The sequence below is a fragment of the Azohydromonas aeria genome (assembly GCF_009760915.1).
GTDB lineage: Bacteria > Pseudomonadota > Gammaproteobacteria > Burkholderiales > Burkholderiaceae_C > Azohydromonas > Azohydromonas aeria.
Genome location: NZ_VIDQ01000008.1, coordinates 1 through 13,466, shown reverse-complemented (window position 1 = coordinate 13,466; position 13,466 = coordinate 1). Strand labels below are relative to the sequence as shown.

The window sequence follows — 13,466 nt, the reverse complement described above, 5'->3', positions numbered from 1 at the left end:
GGCGGGGAGGCGGACATGAACAGCAGGGCCCGGCGCACGAGCGTGCTGGTGGGACTGGCGGTGCTCACCGGCGTGGCGCTGGTGGCGGGCTTCCTGCTCTCGCTCTCCGGCGACGCCAGCATCGGCGACGCCGACAGCTTCTACGAGCGGCACTGGACGCTGCTCTTCGCCGCCAACCTGGCGGTGCTGGCGCTGCTGACGCTGACGCTGCTCATCGCCGCCGGACGGCTGGCGCTGCGCGTCAAGCACGGCAAGTTCGGCAGCCGGCTGCTGCTCAAGCTCGCGGGCATCTTCGCGCTGGTGGGCGTGGTGCCGGGGGCGCTGGTCTACACCGTGAGCTACCAGTTCGTCTCGCGCAGCATCGAGATCTGGTTCGACGCCCGGGTCGAGAGCGCGCTCAATGCCGGCCTGGCGCTTGGGCGCAGCACGCTCGACGCCCAGCAGGCCGACCTCGCGGCCAAGACCCAGTTCGCCGCCGACCATCTCAACGACATGCCGGGCGTTCCCGCGGCGCTGGTGCTGGAGCGGCTGCGCGAGCAGCTGGCCGTGCAGACGGTGGCGCTGGTGGGCGCCAACGGGCAGGTGCTGGTCAGCGCCGGCGGCACCTCCAGCGCCATCGCGCCGGCGCGCCCGGCGCCGGCGCTGCTGCGCCAGGCGCGCGGCGGCCGCGCCGCCAGCCAGATCGAGGGCCTGGACGACGAGGGCAACGCCGGCAGCGGCGCGCCGCCGGCGCTGGTGCGCGCGCTCGCCCCGGTGCCGCGCACCGACCTGCGCCTGTCCGGCGACGACCAGTTCCTCATGACCGTGCGGCCGCTGCCGCCCAACCTCACGGCGCAGGCGCTGGCGGTGCAGGCCGCCTACCGCGAGTACCAGCAGCGCGCGCTGGCGCGCGAGGGCCTGCGGCGCATGTACATCGGCACGCTCACGCTCACGCTGATCCTGGCCGTCTTTGGCGCCGTGGGCCTGGCCGTGGCGCTGGGCCACCAGCTCGCGCGCCCGCTGCTGCTGCTGGCCCAGGGCATGCGGCAGGTGGCTGCCGGCGACCTGGGCGCCAAGCAGGTGTTCCCCTCGCGCGACGAGCTCGGCGGCCTCACGCGCTCCTTTGCCGACATGACGCAGCAGCTCGCCGACGCGCGCGCGCAGGCGCAGGCCGGCGTCACCGAGCTGGAGCGCGCGCGCACGCGGCTGCAGACCATTCTCGACAACATGACCGCCGGCGTCATCGTCTTCGACGCCGAGCGCCGCATCGACACCGTCAACCCCGGCGCCACGCGCATCCTCAAGGCGCCGCTGGAGGCGTGCCGCGGCCAGCGCCTGGAGGCGGTGCCGGGGCTGGAGGAGTTCGCGCACGCGCTGTGGCAGCGCTTCGAGCTGCTGGCCGAGAGCCCCGAGGCCGGCGAGCGCGGGCAGTGGCAGGACGCCTTCGAGCGCCGCGGCGATGCCGCCGCCGACCGTCCCGAGCAGCCCGACGTGCAGACGCTGCTGGTGCGCGGCGCCACGCTGCCGCTGGAGGCGCGGCTGGTGGTGTTCGACGACATCTCCGAGGTCGTGTCGGCGCAGCGCTCGGCCGCCTGGGCCGAGGTGGCGCGGCGCCTGGCGCACGAGATCAAGAACCCGCTCACGCCCATCCAGCTCTCGGCCGAGCGGCTGCAGCACCGGCTCGAAGCCAAGCTCGAAGGCAACGACCAGGCGCTGCTGGTGCGCGCGGTGGGCACCATCGTGACGCAGGTGCAGGCCATGAAGCAGCTCGTCAACGAGTTCCGCGACTACGCGCGGCTGCCCTCGGCACGGCTGGCGCCGCTGGACCTGAACGCGCTGGTGGCCGAGGTGCTGGCGCTCTACGGGCACGCGGTGGAGCAGGGGCGGCTGGCGGTGCAGTTCGCGCCGGCGCTGCCGTGGATCCAGGGCGACGCCACGCAGCTGCGCCAGGTCGTGCACAACCTGCTGCAGAACGCGCTGGACGCCGTGGCCGACAAGAGCGACGGCCGCGTGCAGCTGTTCACGGAAGTGCAGCCCGGCGAGCAGGGCGCGCCGCGCGGGGTGCGGCTGCGCATCCTGGACAACGGGCCGGGCTTTGCCGACAAGGTGCTCAAGCGCGCCTTCGAGCCCTACGTCACGACCAAGACCAAGGGCACGGGGCTGGGGCTGGCGGTGGTCAAGAAGATCGCCGACGAGCACGGTGCGCGCGTGCGCATCGCCAACCGCGGCGGCGGCGAGGCCCCGGACGCCCCGGTGGCCGGCGCGCAAGTGACGCTATCATTTTCGAATCTCGCCGCTGCTCCCGCCGTGCCTGCCGCGACGGCCGCAACGGCCCCCCTCCCGCCGGCTGCCTGATCAAATGAAATTGAGTGAGGCGGCCGCGCGCGCACCGAGCATCCATGGCGACCATCCTTGTTGTTGACGACGAACTGGGCATCCGCGCGCTGCTCTCGGAGATCCTGGCGGACGAAGGCCACAGCGTGGAGCTGGCCGAGAACGCCGCGCAGGCGCGCGCCATGCGCGAGCGCATGCGTCCGGACCTGGTGCTGCTCGACATCTGGATGCCCGACGTGGACGGCGTGACGCTGCTCAAGGAATGGGGCAGCACCGGGCAGCTGACCATGCCCGTGATCATGATGAGCGGCCACGGCACCATCGACACCGCCGTGGAGGCCACGCGCTACGGCGCCATGGCCTTCCTGGAAAAGCCCATCACGCTGCAGAAGCTGCTGCGCGCGGTGGAGCAGGGCCTGACCAAGCCCAGCGCGCCAGGCGCGCCCGGCGCCGACGCCGCGGCCGACGGCGCGATCGGCCCGGCCGGCGGCTTCGCCGGGCTGCAGCCGCTGAACCTGGGCGGCGCGCTCAGCAGCGAGTTCAGCTTCGAGCTCGACCGCCCGCTGCGCGAGGCGCGCGACGCCTTCGAGAAGACCTACTTCGAGTTCCACCTGGCCAAGGAGAACGGCTCCATGACCCGCGTGGCCGAGAAGACCGGCCTGGAGCGCACGCACCTCTACCGCAAGCTCAAGCAGCTGGGCGTCGACCTCTCGCGCAACAAGCGCGGCGGCGCCTGAAAAAGTTTTTTCACCCGACAGTGGGATTGCAAAAAATGCTGTGCTAGAATGCGCAGCTTCACGGCCAAGTAGCTCAGTTGGTAGAGCAGCGGATTGAAAATCCGCGTGTCGGTGGTTCGATTCCGCCCTTGGCCACCAGATGAAAGAAAAAAGCCCCGCGCAGCGATGCACGGGGCTTTTTTCTTTGCCTTCACTTTTGCCGCGCATGACCCTCCTCGACGGCTTGGCCCTCTACCTGCGCATTGCCGCGCTGCTGCTGCCGGTGGTGGCCTGCGCCGCGGTGGGATCCTTCTGGGCCTGGAAGAAGAAGCCGTTTCCCGGCGAGTTCATCTCGGTGCTGGCGGCCCACTTCGCCACGCCGGCGCTGGTCTTCCACACGCTGCTGAGCACGCCGCTCTCCGGCCCCGCGCTGCTGCAGGCCGGTGCCGCCACGGTGCTGGGCCTGGCGCTGGCCGCGGCCATGGCGGCGCTGGCGCTGCGGCTGATGAGCCTGCCGGTGCTGGCGCTGCTGCCCGCGGCGGTGCTGCCCAATGCCGGCAACCTGGGGCTGCCGCTGGCGCAGCTGGCCTTCGGCCCGGAAGGGCTGGCCATCGCGGTGGCGGCCTTCGCCGTCACCTCCATCTGCCAGCACACCGTGGGCGTGTGGACGCTCACGCGCTCGTCGGCGCAGCGCACGCGCATGCCGCGCGGCGTACTCTACGCCGTGGCCGCCGCGGTGGCGCTGCGCGCCGGCGGCTGGTCGGTGCCCATGCCGGTGCTGGAGAGCGCGCGGCTGGTGGGCTCGATGACGGTGCCGTTGATGCTGCTGAGCCTGGGCTACGCGCTGGTGACGGTGTCGCGCGGCAGCCTGCGCCAGGGCGCGCGGCTGGGCGGCATCCGGCTCGTGGCGGGCACGCTCGCGGGCCTGGCCGTGGGCGCGCTGCTGGGCCTGCCGCCGCTGGCTGCGGGCGTGATGCTGCTGCAGCTGGCCATGCCGGTGGCCGTGGCCAGCTACCTCTACGCCGAGCGCCTCACGCCCCACGGCGAGACCACCGCCGGCGGCGTGCTGGTCTCCACCCTCGCGGCGGTGCTGCTGGCGCCGGCGCTGCTGTGGCTGGCCGGGGCGAAGGCGTGACTTCAGCGCCGGGCCGGGTTCCGGCTCAGGCTTGAGCCTCGCGCTGCGCGCGCGCCTGCAGCGCCTGCGCCAGCACCGCGTCGAGCACGGCCACGTCCACCGGCTTGCCCAGGTGGCCGTCCATGCCGGCGGCGCGGGCCTGGGCCACGTCGTGGCCGAAAGTGCGGCCGCTGAGCGCCCACACCGGGGTGCGCGCCGCCGCGCCAGGCAGCGCGCGGACGGCGCGCGCGGCCTGCAGCCCGTCGAGGCCGGGCATCTCCATGTCCATCAGCACCAGGTCCACGCCGCCCGCGGCCACGCGCCGCACCGCGGCCTGGCCGCCGTCGGTTTCCTCCACATGGTGGCCGCGCAGCTGCAGCAGCGCGCGCAGCACCTCGCGGTTGAGCGCCACGTCGTCCACCACCAGCACGCGCAGCGGCCGCACGCCGTCCGGCGCGCCGGCCGTCGGCGCGGTGCCGCTGCCGGTGCCCGCCGCCGGCTCGAAGGGGATGCGCAGCCGCACCGCCGTGCCCTGGCCGGGCGTGGAGTCCACCGCGATCTCGCCCGCCATGGCCTGCACCAGGCGGCGGCTGATCCACAGCCCCAGCCCCGTGCCACCGAAGCGCCGCGCCGTCGAGGCCTCGGCCTGGCCGAAGGGCTCGAACAGCCGCTGCAGCTGCTGCGGCGTCAGCCCGATGCCGCTGTCGCGCACCTCGAACTCCAGTGCCAGCCGCCCGTGGCCGTCCTCGCCCGCGGCGCGCACGGCCAGCGCCACGTGCCCGTGCGGCGTGAACTTCACGGCGTTGGACAGCAGGTTCACCAGCACCTGCTGCAGCCGCAGCGCGTCGCCCAGCAGCGTCGGCAGCGGCTCGTGGGGCAGCTCCAGCGCCAGCGCCACGCCCTTGGCCGCGGCGTCGGCGGCGAAGAGCTCACAGCAGGCCTGCGCCACCTCGTCCACGCGCAGCGGCAGCTGCTCCAGCTCCAGGCGCCCGGCCTCGATCTTGGAGAGGTCGAGCACGTCGTTGACGATGCGCAGCAGGTTGCGCCCGGCCTGGCGGATGTGGGCGGCGCACTGGCGGTCCTCGTCCTTCTCCAGCCGCCCTTCGAGCAGCTGCGCGAAGCCCAGGATGCCGTTGAGCGGCGTGCGCAGCTCGTGGCTGACGGTGGCCAGGAAGCGCTCCTTGGCCTCGCCGGCGCGCAGCGCCTGGGTGCGCGCCTCCACCAGCGCCGAGATGTCGAGCGCGATGCCGTCGAACACCTGCTGCGCCGCGCCGCCGCCCTCGCGCGGCACCAGCGTGGCCTGCAGCGTGCGCCAGCAGCCGTCGCCGCCGCGCACGCGGCAGGTGAGCGTCAGCGGCTCGCCGGTGTCGAGGGTGCGCTGCAGCAGCGGCCGGATGCGCCGCGCGTCGGCCTCGTCCACGCGGCTGAGCCAGAGCGTGCCGCCGCGGTCGGCCAGCAGCGCCTCGCGGCTTACGCCCAGGTAGTGCAGGGCCGATTCGCTGACGTAGCTGTAGCGCATCTGCGCGCCGCGCTGCACGCGCGTGAACAGCACGCCGGGCAGCGCGCGGCCGACGTTGGCCAGGCTGCCGCGCGCCTGCTCCAGCGAGGCCTGCAGCGCCGACTCCTTCTGGCGCAGCTGCGCCAGCAGCGCCAGCACCACGGCGTGCAGCCGCGCGAACTCCGCCGGCAGCCAGCGCGGCGGCGGCAGCGGCGCGGCGCCGGCGGCGATGCCGCGGGCGCGCTCGATGAACTGCGCCAGCGGCAGCAGGCACAGCGTGGTGAGCACCCAGGCCAGCGCGGTGGCCGCCGCCACCGCCAGCGCCGCCGTGCCCCAGAGCCAGTGCCGCGCGCCCGCGCTGGCCGCCTCCAGCGTGTCCAGCGGGGTGCGCACCAGCAGCATCCAGCCCAGGCCGGCGTAGGGCGGGCTGCCGCGGCCGGCGGCCCAGGCGGTGACGTAGCGCCGGCCGTCGGGCCAGGTCAGCACGCCCCAGCCTTCGCCGCCCTCGGCCGGCGGCGTGGGCAGCGCGTCGCCGATCTCGCCGCCGGGGCCCAGGCGCTGGCGCCCGTCCGGGCCGGCGATGAAGAGCTGCGCCTGCGGCGCCGCCGGCGCCGTGCCGGCAAACAGCGCGATGCGCTCGCGCAGCCAGGGCCAGGACAGGTGCACCGCCAGCACGCCTGCGCCCTGCCGCGCCGCGCCCTGCAGCGGCACGCTGATGTCGATGAAGCGCCAGGGCTCGCCCGAAGGCAGCGCCGGCAGCAGCCCGGCCAGCAGCCGGGCCTCGTGCACGTCGCCGTAGTGCAGGGCGTCGCGCCCGGCCTGCCACCAGTCGCGCGCCGACACGTCCACGCCGACCAGCAGCCCGTCCAGCGCCGCCAGCACCCGGCCGTCGGCATCGGTGACGCCGGCCCAGGCATAGCTGGGCATGGCCTGCACGCTGTCCATGAGCGCCTGCAGCAGCGCCGGCTGGCGCAGCGCGCCGGTGCGCTCGATGAGCGCGGCCTGCGCCTGCAGCTGGCGTCCGAAGCGGCCCAGGTCGGCGTCGATGGCCGCCGCCACGCCCTGGGCCTGGGTGCGGTTCAGCGCCCCGGCCCGGGCCTGCGCCTCGGCCTCGATCTGCGAGCCGCGCAGCGCCGCCAGCGGCACGGCCAGCAGCGTGCTCAGCACGAACACCAGCAGCGTCACCAGCGTGCGCAGCCCCGGGCCGCCGCGCGGCCCGGGCGCGGCTTCTTCTTCAGGCGGCGTGGCGGCCGGGGAGGCGTCGGGGGCGGCGGCAACGGCGGGATCGGGCATGGGCGACGACGGCCCGAAAGATCCGACCGCAAGGTGTGAGGGCGTGTAATGCGCGCCTCAGTCTAGACGCGCTGCCCTCACGGCCCGCCGGGTCTTCACGGCACGATTTCACGCCGCGGCGGCGCCTCAACCCTCGCCCGAATCCGTCAGGTGCCCATCAGGTCGTCCAGGAACTCCGACACCGGCTTGACGCCTGTGACCAATAAGTGGTCCCGGGCCCGGGTGCAGGCGACGTAGAGCAGGTGGCGCTCGGTGTTGTGGTTCGACGCGTTCTATCAGGGGCACCACGTCGTCGCCTTTCCCAAGCCATCGCCAAAGCATTAAAAAGGAGTTCGCAGCTGATTTGCATTAGCAAGGATGCAGGGTTACATTCCCTTGGTCATGATGTTTCCATGCACGGCAGCGGAATGGAAAAAGGTTTTTGTGCTGAATGCCGCCACTGGCAAAGAAATTCTTGATCGACTTGGTCAATTGGGGCTGTCTTGCATGCTGTCGCCGGTCAGGATGTCGTTGAGTGCAATATTGATGTAGTAATTGGATCTGCCAATTTTCTGTTTATGCAAAAACCCGGTGTCGGTCAATGCGTCAAGATATTTGGTGGCTGTTACCCGCGATACGCGCAAATCCCTTTCGATGAATTCGATTTTGGTGTACGGGTGAGTGAACAGGTTGTTGATCAGGTCCTGGCTGTAGAAGCGATGCTGTTCGCGGATGCGGTGCTTGGTGTCCAGCAGCGCCCGCTTGATGGCGTTGACAGTGACCACGCCTTCGCGCGCGCACCGCTCCACGGCAGTTAGCACGTACAGCACCCAGTCCTCCCAATTGCCCACGTCGCGCACGCTCTGCAGCAGCCGGTAGTAATCCGCCTTGGTGCGCACGATATGGCGGCTGAGGTAGAGCACCGGAATGTCGAGCAGGCCCTGCTTCACCAGATACAGCACGTTGAGGATGCGCCCCGTGCGGCCGTTGCCGTCGTAGAACGGGTGAATGCTCTCGAACTGGTGGTGTAGCAGCGCCATCTTGACCAGCGGATCCAGCGGCGAGAGCGCGTCGTCGTTCATGAAACGCTCCAGATCCCGCATCAGGGTAACGATGTGCTCGGGCTCCTGAGGCGGCATGTAGACGGTGTGCCCGCCGCCGTCCTTCAGCGCGGTGCCGGGCAGGCGGCGCAGCCCGGCATTGTTGCGCTCCAGCTCAGCCTGGATCTCCAGGATGTGGTTGACGGTGAGGAGCCCGGACTGTCGCACGGCGTTGAAGCCGACGTGCAGCGCCTGCCGGTAGCGCAGCACCTCCTTGGCGGCCGGGTTCACGGCAGCCTCGGGAAAGGCGTCATCCTTGAACAGCTCGTCGTGCGTGGTGACGATGTTTTCGATGGCCGAGCTGTCCTTGGCCTCCTGCATGCCCAGCGTGTTGATCAGGATGCCCTGGTGCGGAATGGAGGCCGCCACGCCCTTGAGTTCCGCCAGGTAGCGGCTGGCAAGCATGAGCTGCTTGAGAATGTCTGGCCGGTCAAAGCGGCTGGCATCCAAGGTTTCAAGCGGTGGAAGCTGGGTCATTGCGGTTCTGCACCTTGCGAACGTGCATCAAAGACACGGTTTTCTGTGCACGTGCTGTGCAACGTGTATAGAAAAAGCCGGTTTCCTATGCACGCCCAAACCAACGTGCATAGAAAAAGCAAGTTTTCTATACACGTCCACGCTGGCATGCCTCCGCCAAGGCACTTTTATCCCTCGCTCTTGCCCACGAACTCGAAATGCTCGACCACGGGCGGCTGCGCGAAGAACGGCCCGACGATGGCGCGCCAAGCGGCGAAGGCCTCCGAGCCGCGGAAGCGCACGGTGTGGTCCTCCAGCGTGTCCCAGAAGATCTGCACGACGTAGCGCTCGGGGGACTCGATCCCCTTGTTCACCTTCCAGCCGCGGCAGCCCGGGAACGGGCCGATCACGGTGGACAGGCCGCGCTGCACGGCCTCGTCGAAGGCGGCCTGCTGGCCTGGGTGGATGCGGATGTCAACCAGTTCGAGGATCACGGGGGATGTCTCCGGTGGGTGCGTTTGTCGCGGGGAAATGAAGAACGGGCGCCCCGCGGGGCGCCCGTTCTCATTGTCGCCGTCCGCCGTGGCACCGATGGCGGCATCACGGCTTGGGCCGTTCATCCTTCGACGCGCCCGCAGGGCGCGCCCTGTGCTGAGGTATCGAAGCATCAGGACGAACGGAAAACCCGGCTTCAGGCTTCCATCGGCAGCCCGACGTAGTTCTCGGCCAGCGCGCGCTGCGCCGCCTCGGAGCCGCACAGGTAGTCGAGCTCGGCCTGCTGCACGCGCGCGCCAAAGGGCCCGTTGTCGGGCAGCTTGTGCATCAGGCTCGTGAACCACCAGCTGAAGCGCTCGGCCTTCCAGATGCGGCGCAGGCAGCGCTCGGAGTAGGCGTCGATGCCGGCCTCGCTGCCGCGGTAGAACTCGGCCAGGCCGCGCGCGAGGTAGCCCACGTCCGTGGCCGCCAGGTTCAGGCCCTTCGCCCCCGTGGGCGGCACGATGTGCGCGGCGTCGCCGGCCAGAAAGAGGCGCCCGAAGCGCATCGGCTCCGCGACGAAGCTGCGCAGCGGGGCGATGCTCTTCTCGATCGACGGCCCGGTCGTCACCTGCGCCGCCACGTGCGCGGGCAGCCGGCGCTTGAGCTCGGCCCAGAACGCGTCGTCGCTCCATTCCTCGACCTTGTCGGCCAGCGAGCACTGCACGTAGTAGCGGCTGCGCGTCTTGCTGCGCATGCTGCACAGGGCGAAGCCGGCGTCGGCGCTGGCGTAGATCAGCTCGTGCGACACCGGCGGCACGTCGGCCAGGATGCCCAGCCAGCCGAACGGGTAGACCTTCTCGAAGTTGGTGATGGCGCCCCCGGGGACGCTGGCGCGGCACACGCCGTGGAAGCCGTCGCAGCCGGCGATGAAGTCGGCCTGGACTTCCACGGGCTGCCCGTCGGTGCCCGTGAAGCGCACGCAGGGTTTCGTGCCGTCGAAGTCGTGGACGCTGACGCCCTGGGACTCATAGAAAGTCTGCAGCCCGGCGGCGGCGCGGGCGTGCATCAGGTCGCGCGTGACCTCGGTCTGGCCGTAGACCATGACGCGCTTGCCGGTCAGCGCATGCAGGTCGATGCGGTGCGTGCGGTCGCCGAAGGACAGCTCGAAGCCGTCGTGCGGCAGCCCCTCGGCGTGCATGCGCTCGCCCACGCCGGCCTCGTCGAGCAGGTCCACGGTGACCTGCTCCAGCACGCCGGCGCGGATGCGGCCCAGCACGTAGTCGGCGCTGCGCTGCTCGATGACGACGGCCTCGATGCCGGCCTTGTGGAGCAGGGCGCCCAGCAGCAGGCCCGAGGGGCCGGCGCCGACGATGGCGACCTGGGTGCGCAGGGTGCGTGTCATGGTCTTGTCTCCTTCGTGTGGGTGTCAGGGGGGTGATGCGGGGGCAGGGGCGGAAGGCGCGGCGTCACAGGATCTGGCGCAGGTGCGCCTGGGCCTGGCGCAGGGGCGGCAAGGCCGCCTCCTGCAATTCGTGCAGCTCCATGCGCGAGGCATGGACGCTGACGTTGAGCGCGGCCACCGTCTGGCCGCGGTAGTCCAGCAGCGGCACCGACACGGTGCGCAGCCCGGGCTCGAATTCCTGGTCCACCGCGGCATGGCCCCGGGCGCGCACGCGCTCGATCTCGGCGGCCAGCGCCTCGGGGTCGGTCACGGTCTGGGCGGTGCGCGGCTGCAGCGACTGCTGCGCGATCCAGGCGCGCACGGCCTCCTGCGGCCAGGCCGACAGCAGCACGCGGCCGTTGGCGGTGCACCAGGCCGGCACGCGCGTGCCCGGCTGCAGCGTGCTGGAGATGACGCGGCCGGCGCTGGTGGCGGCCACGCAGAGGACGTCGCTGCCGTCGAGCACGCCGGCCGAGGACGCCTCCTTGAGCGCGTGCGACAGCTTCATCAGCTCCGGCTGCACGATGCGCGGCAGCCGCGCCGAGTGCATGTAGCTCTGCGACAGGCGCAGCACCTTGGCCGTGAGCGCGAAGAGGTTGCGGTCCTGGCTGGCGAAGCCCAGCTCGCACAGCGTCAGCAGGTAGCGGCGCGCGGCGGCGCGCGTCAGGCCCGTGCGCTCGGCCACCTCGCTGATGGTCAGGCGCGGGCGCTCCTGATCGAAGGCCTCGATGACCTGCAGCCCCTTCTCCAGCGCAGCGACGCGGTCGCGGTCGCGCGCGGCCGGGGCCTCGGCGGCGGCGTCCGGCGCGGACGTGTCGGGCGGGATGAGGGACCGGCGGGCGGCCATGGGCGTTGTCTCCGGACGCTGCGCCGGCGGCTTCGGCCGGCGTCATGCAGTTGATTCAGTGTCCGGAATGTAGGCACTCCGTTCCGCGCTGTCGCCGGGCGCGGAACGGGTTTGTGCGCCATGCGCACATGCTTTGGGTCAAGCGGCCAGCGGCAGCGGCGAGGGCGTTTCCGGCGCCGCGTCGTCGGCGCCGGTGTCGGCGTAGATGCTGCCGAAGCGGTTCGTCAGGAACTCCTGCAACAGGATCTGTTCCTGGCAAATGAACCCCTGCTGCGGCAGCCGGCCCTGGGCCAGCAGGTCGAGCACGGCGCAGGCGCTGCCGGCGGTGGTGAGCTGGATGGCGCTGCGCGGCTCGTGCGCGCGCCAGCGCCCGGGCACGCGGCGCGAGAGGCTGTGCTGGGCCAGGCGGCCGTCGCGCCAGCCGGTGGCGGTGACGAAGATCACCACCACGTCCTGCTCGGTGCCGGGAATGGCGTGCTCCAGGATCTCCTTGAACAGCGCCGGGCGCTCGCGCAGGCGCAGGTCGTTGAGGAGCGCCTTCATCAGCGCGCCGTGGCCGGGGTAGCGGATGCTGCGGTAGTTGAGCTCGCGCACGCGGCCCTCGAAGCTCTCGCACAGCGTGCCCAGGCCGCCGGAGGTGTTGAAGGCCTCGTAGCGCACGCCGTCCAGGCTGAACTGCTCCAGCCCCTCCAGCGCGGCGACCTCGGCGCGGCGCCCGTCGACGATGGCCTCGCAGGGCTGGATGTACTCGTTGATCAGCCCCTCGGTGCTCCAGGTCAGGTTGTAGTCCAGCGCGTTGCTGGGGTAGAGCGGCAGGGCGCCGACGCGCAGGCGCAGGCTCTCCAGCCGCTCGAAGCGCCGCGCTAGGTCGGCCGCGGCGATGGAGACGAAGCCCGGCGCCAGCCCGCACTGCGGGATGAAGGCGCAGGGCGCGTCGGCCGCGAGTGCCTTGATGCGGCGCGTGGCGGCCACGTCCTCGGTCAGGTCCAGGTAGTGCACGCCCTGCGCGCGCGCGGCCGCGGCGACCGTGGCGGCGCAGTCGAAGGGAAAGGCATTGAGCACGGCGAAGCGGCCCTGCAGCGCGGCGGCCAGCGCCGCGGTGTCGCCGGCATCGAGCTGCAGCGTGTGCCGGCGCAGCGAGGCCGGGCCGAAGTCCTGCAGCGCGCCGGGGTGGCGGTCCGCCAGCGTCACGACGTAGTCGCCCGAATCGGCCAGCAGCTGCGCCGCCACCTTGCCGACGCGGCCGGCACCGAGCACGAGGATGTCCTTCATCGCAACCTCCTGGAGAGTGGTCCTGTGGGGGGATGGTGGCCCGCGGCGTTGCAGCGTGCAGCCCACAACGCGACGACATGCCGTGGCTGTTTCGGCGTTTTGACGGCCAGAATCGGCGCATGGCCGACGAATCCCTCGACGAGGTGGACCGCGCGCTGCTGGCGCTGCTGCGCGAGAACGCGCGCGCCAGCACCGCCGAACTAGGCCGCCAGCTCGGCCTGTCGCGCACCACGGTGCAGAGCCGGCTGCAGCGGCTGGAGCGCCGGCGCGTGATCTCGGGCTACACGGTGGTCGTCAACGAGGAGGCCGAGGGGCCGCTGGTGCAGGCGCACGTGCTGATCACGGCCGCGCCCAAGCAGGGCGGCGCCATCGAGGCGGCGCTGCGGCGCGTGCCGCAGCTGCGGCTGCTGCACTCGGTCAGCGGCCCCTTCGACTTCATCGCCGTGCTGGCCGCCGGCTCCATCGGCGAGCTCGACGCGCTCATCGACCGCATCGGCGCGCTCGACGGCGTGGAGCGCACCACCTCGGCCATCGTGCTTTCTACACGCATCCAGCGCCGGGTTTGACGCGCGGCAAGCGGGCGCACGCCCGTTTGTAACTATCCTTAAGTTTCCTTTTGCATTGCCGACATCGATCGAGACAGGACCAGACCGTCTGCGGCGCCCGCCGGGCGCGCGCGGTCCGTTGCGATGACGCCTTCAGACACCATCGACGTCCGCGATCTGCGGCCGGGCATGTTCATCCAGCTGGAGCTGAGCTGGATCGCGCACCCCTTTCCGCTCAACAGCTTCGTCATCAGCAGCCAGGCGCAGATCGACACCCTGCGCGAGCTGGGCCTGGAGCGCGTGCGCTGGGACCCCGCGCGCAGCCACCGGCCCGAGCACGAGGCGGCCAGCGCGGCGGCCGCCGCCGCCGCGGCCCAGGCCGCGGCCGCGGCGCAGCGGGCGCCGAGCCCGGAGG

The 13,466-nt window shown here is 71.7% G+C and carries 11 protein-coding genes and 1 tRNA gene; 6 read left to right on the top strand and 6 right to left on the bottom strand.

Annotation, left to right across the window (positions count from 1 at the left end; genetic code table 11):
• Positions 1-15 precede the first annotated feature (15 nt).
• The 4 genes from FJ694_RS06730 (at position 16) to FJ694_RS06715 (ending at position 4,164) form a co-directional block, all read left to right on the top strand.
• The gene (locus FJ694_RS06730) at positions 16-2,334 is read left to right on the top strand and encodes a sensor histidine kinase (RefSeq protein WP_157265351.1); all 2,319 of its coding nucleotides are present in this window, start codon (positions 16-18) and stop codon (positions 2,332-2,334) included.
• 44 nt (positions 2,335-2,378) lie between these two features.
• Positions 2,379-3,050, top strand: coding sequence for a response regulator (locus FJ694_RS06725; RefSeq protein WP_157265350.1), 672 nt, complete (start codon positions 2,379-2,381; stop codon positions 3,048-3,050).
• Between the two features lie 62 nt (positions 3,051-3,112).
• Positions 3,113-3,188: transfer RNA gene (locus tag FJ694_RS06720), tRNA-Phe, on the top strand.
• 67 nt (positions 3,189-3,255) lie between these two features.
• Complete coding sequence (locus tag FJ694_RS06715; protein ID WP_157265349.1) at positions 3,256-4,164, top strand: AEC family transporter; 909 nt, start codon at positions 3,256-3,258, stop codon at positions 4,162-4,164.
• Between the two features lie 25 nt (positions 4,165-4,189).
• Here the strand turns inward: FJ694_RS06715 and FJ694_RS06710 are convergent, their stop codons facing one another.
• The 6 genes from FJ694_RS06710 to FJ694_RS06685 all read right to left on the bottom strand — a co-directional run bounded on the left by FJ694_RS06710 (position 4,190) and on the right by FJ694_RS06685 (position 12,506).
• Positions 4,190-6,934: an ATP-binding protein gene (locus tag FJ694_RS06710; RefSeq protein ID WP_157265348.1), complete on the bottom strand. Its 2,745-nt coding sequence runs from the start codon at positions 6,932-6,934 to the stop codon at positions 4,190-4,192.
• 467 nt (positions 6,935-7,401) lie between these two features.
• On the bottom strand, positions 7,402-8,490 hold the full coding sequence (locus FJ694_RS06705; protein ID WP_157265347.1) for a Fic family protein: 1,089 nt from the start codon (positions 8,488-8,490) through the stop codon (positions 7,402-7,404).
• 167 nt (positions 8,491-8,657) lie between these two features.
• Positions 8,658-8,963: an antibiotic biosynthesis monooxygenase family protein gene (locus FJ694_RS06700; RefSeq protein WP_157265346.1), complete on the bottom strand. Its 306-nt coding sequence runs from the start codon at positions 8,961-8,963 to the stop codon at positions 8,658-8,660.
• Positions 8,964-9,160: 197 nt separating this feature from the next.
• A complete protein-coding gene (gene pobA, locus FJ694_RS06695; protein WP_157265468.1) occupies positions 9,161-10,336 on the bottom strand; it encodes a 4-hydroxybenzoate 3-monooxygenase in 1,176 nt (391 codons plus the stop codon).
• Between the two features lie 76 nt (positions 10,337-10,412).
• Positions 10,413-11,234 (bottom strand): IclR family transcriptional regulator domain-containing protein, encoded by an 822-nt coding sequence (locus FJ694_RS06690; RefSeq protein ID WP_157265345.1) that lies wholly within the window; start codon positions 11,232-11,234, stop codon positions 10,413-10,415.
• 138 nt (positions 11,235-11,372) lie between these two features.
• Positions 11,373-12,506 carry a saccharopine dehydrogenase family protein gene (locus tag FJ694_RS06685; protein WP_157265344.1) on the bottom strand — a complete coding sequence of 378 codons (1,134 nt, stop codon included), beginning with the start codon at positions 12,504-12,506 and terminating at the stop codon, positions 11,373-11,375.
• 119 nt (positions 12,507-12,625) lie between these two features.
• Here FJ694_RS06685 and FJ694_RS06680 point away from each other — a divergent pair, with 119 nt between their 5' ends.
• Positions 12,626-13,072, top strand: a complete 447-nt coding sequence (locus FJ694_RS06680) for an Lrp/AsnC family transcriptional regulator (RefSeq protein ID WP_157265343.1) — start codon at positions 12,626-12,628, stop codon at positions 13,070-13,072.
• 123 nt (positions 13,073-13,195) lie between these two features.
• Positions 13,196-13,466 (top strand): DUF3391 domain-containing protein (locus FJ694_RS06675; protein ID WP_157265342.1); only part of this gene is annotated, 271 nt, incomplete at its 3' end.

Coding starts and splice junctions, on each gene's coding strand:
- FJ694_RS06705 (WP_157265347.1), bottom strand. CDS start 8,490: ATGACCCAGCTTCCACCGCTTGAAACCTTGGATGCCAGCCGCTTTGAC.
- FJ694_RS06685 (WP_157265344.1), bottom strand. CDS start 12,506: ATGAAGGACATCCTCGTGCTCGGTGCCGGCCGCGTCGGCAAGGTGGCG.
- FJ694_RS06715 (WP_157265349.1), top strand. CDS start 3,256: ATGACCCTCCTCGACGGCTTGGCCCTCTACCTGCGCATTGCCGCGCTG.
- FJ694_RS06680 (WP_157265343.1), top strand. CDS start 12,626: ATGGCCGACGAATCCCTCGACGAGGTGGACCGCGCGCTGCTGGCGCTG.
- FJ694_RS06730 (WP_157265351.1), top strand. CDS start 16: ATGAACAGCAGGGCCCGGCGCACGAGCGTGCTGGTGGGACTGGCGGTG.
- FJ694_RS06710 (WP_157265348.1), bottom strand. CDS start 6,934: ATGCCCGATCCCGCCGTTGCCGCCGCCCCCGACGCCTCCCCGGCCGCC.
- FJ694_RS06725 (WP_157265350.1), top strand. CDS start 2,379: ATGGCGACCATCCTTGTTGTTGACGACGAACTGGGCATCCGCGCGCTG.
- FJ694_RS06690 (WP_157265345.1), bottom strand. CDS start 11,234: ATGGCCGCCCGCCGGTCCCTCATCCCGCCCGACACGTCCGCGCCGGAC.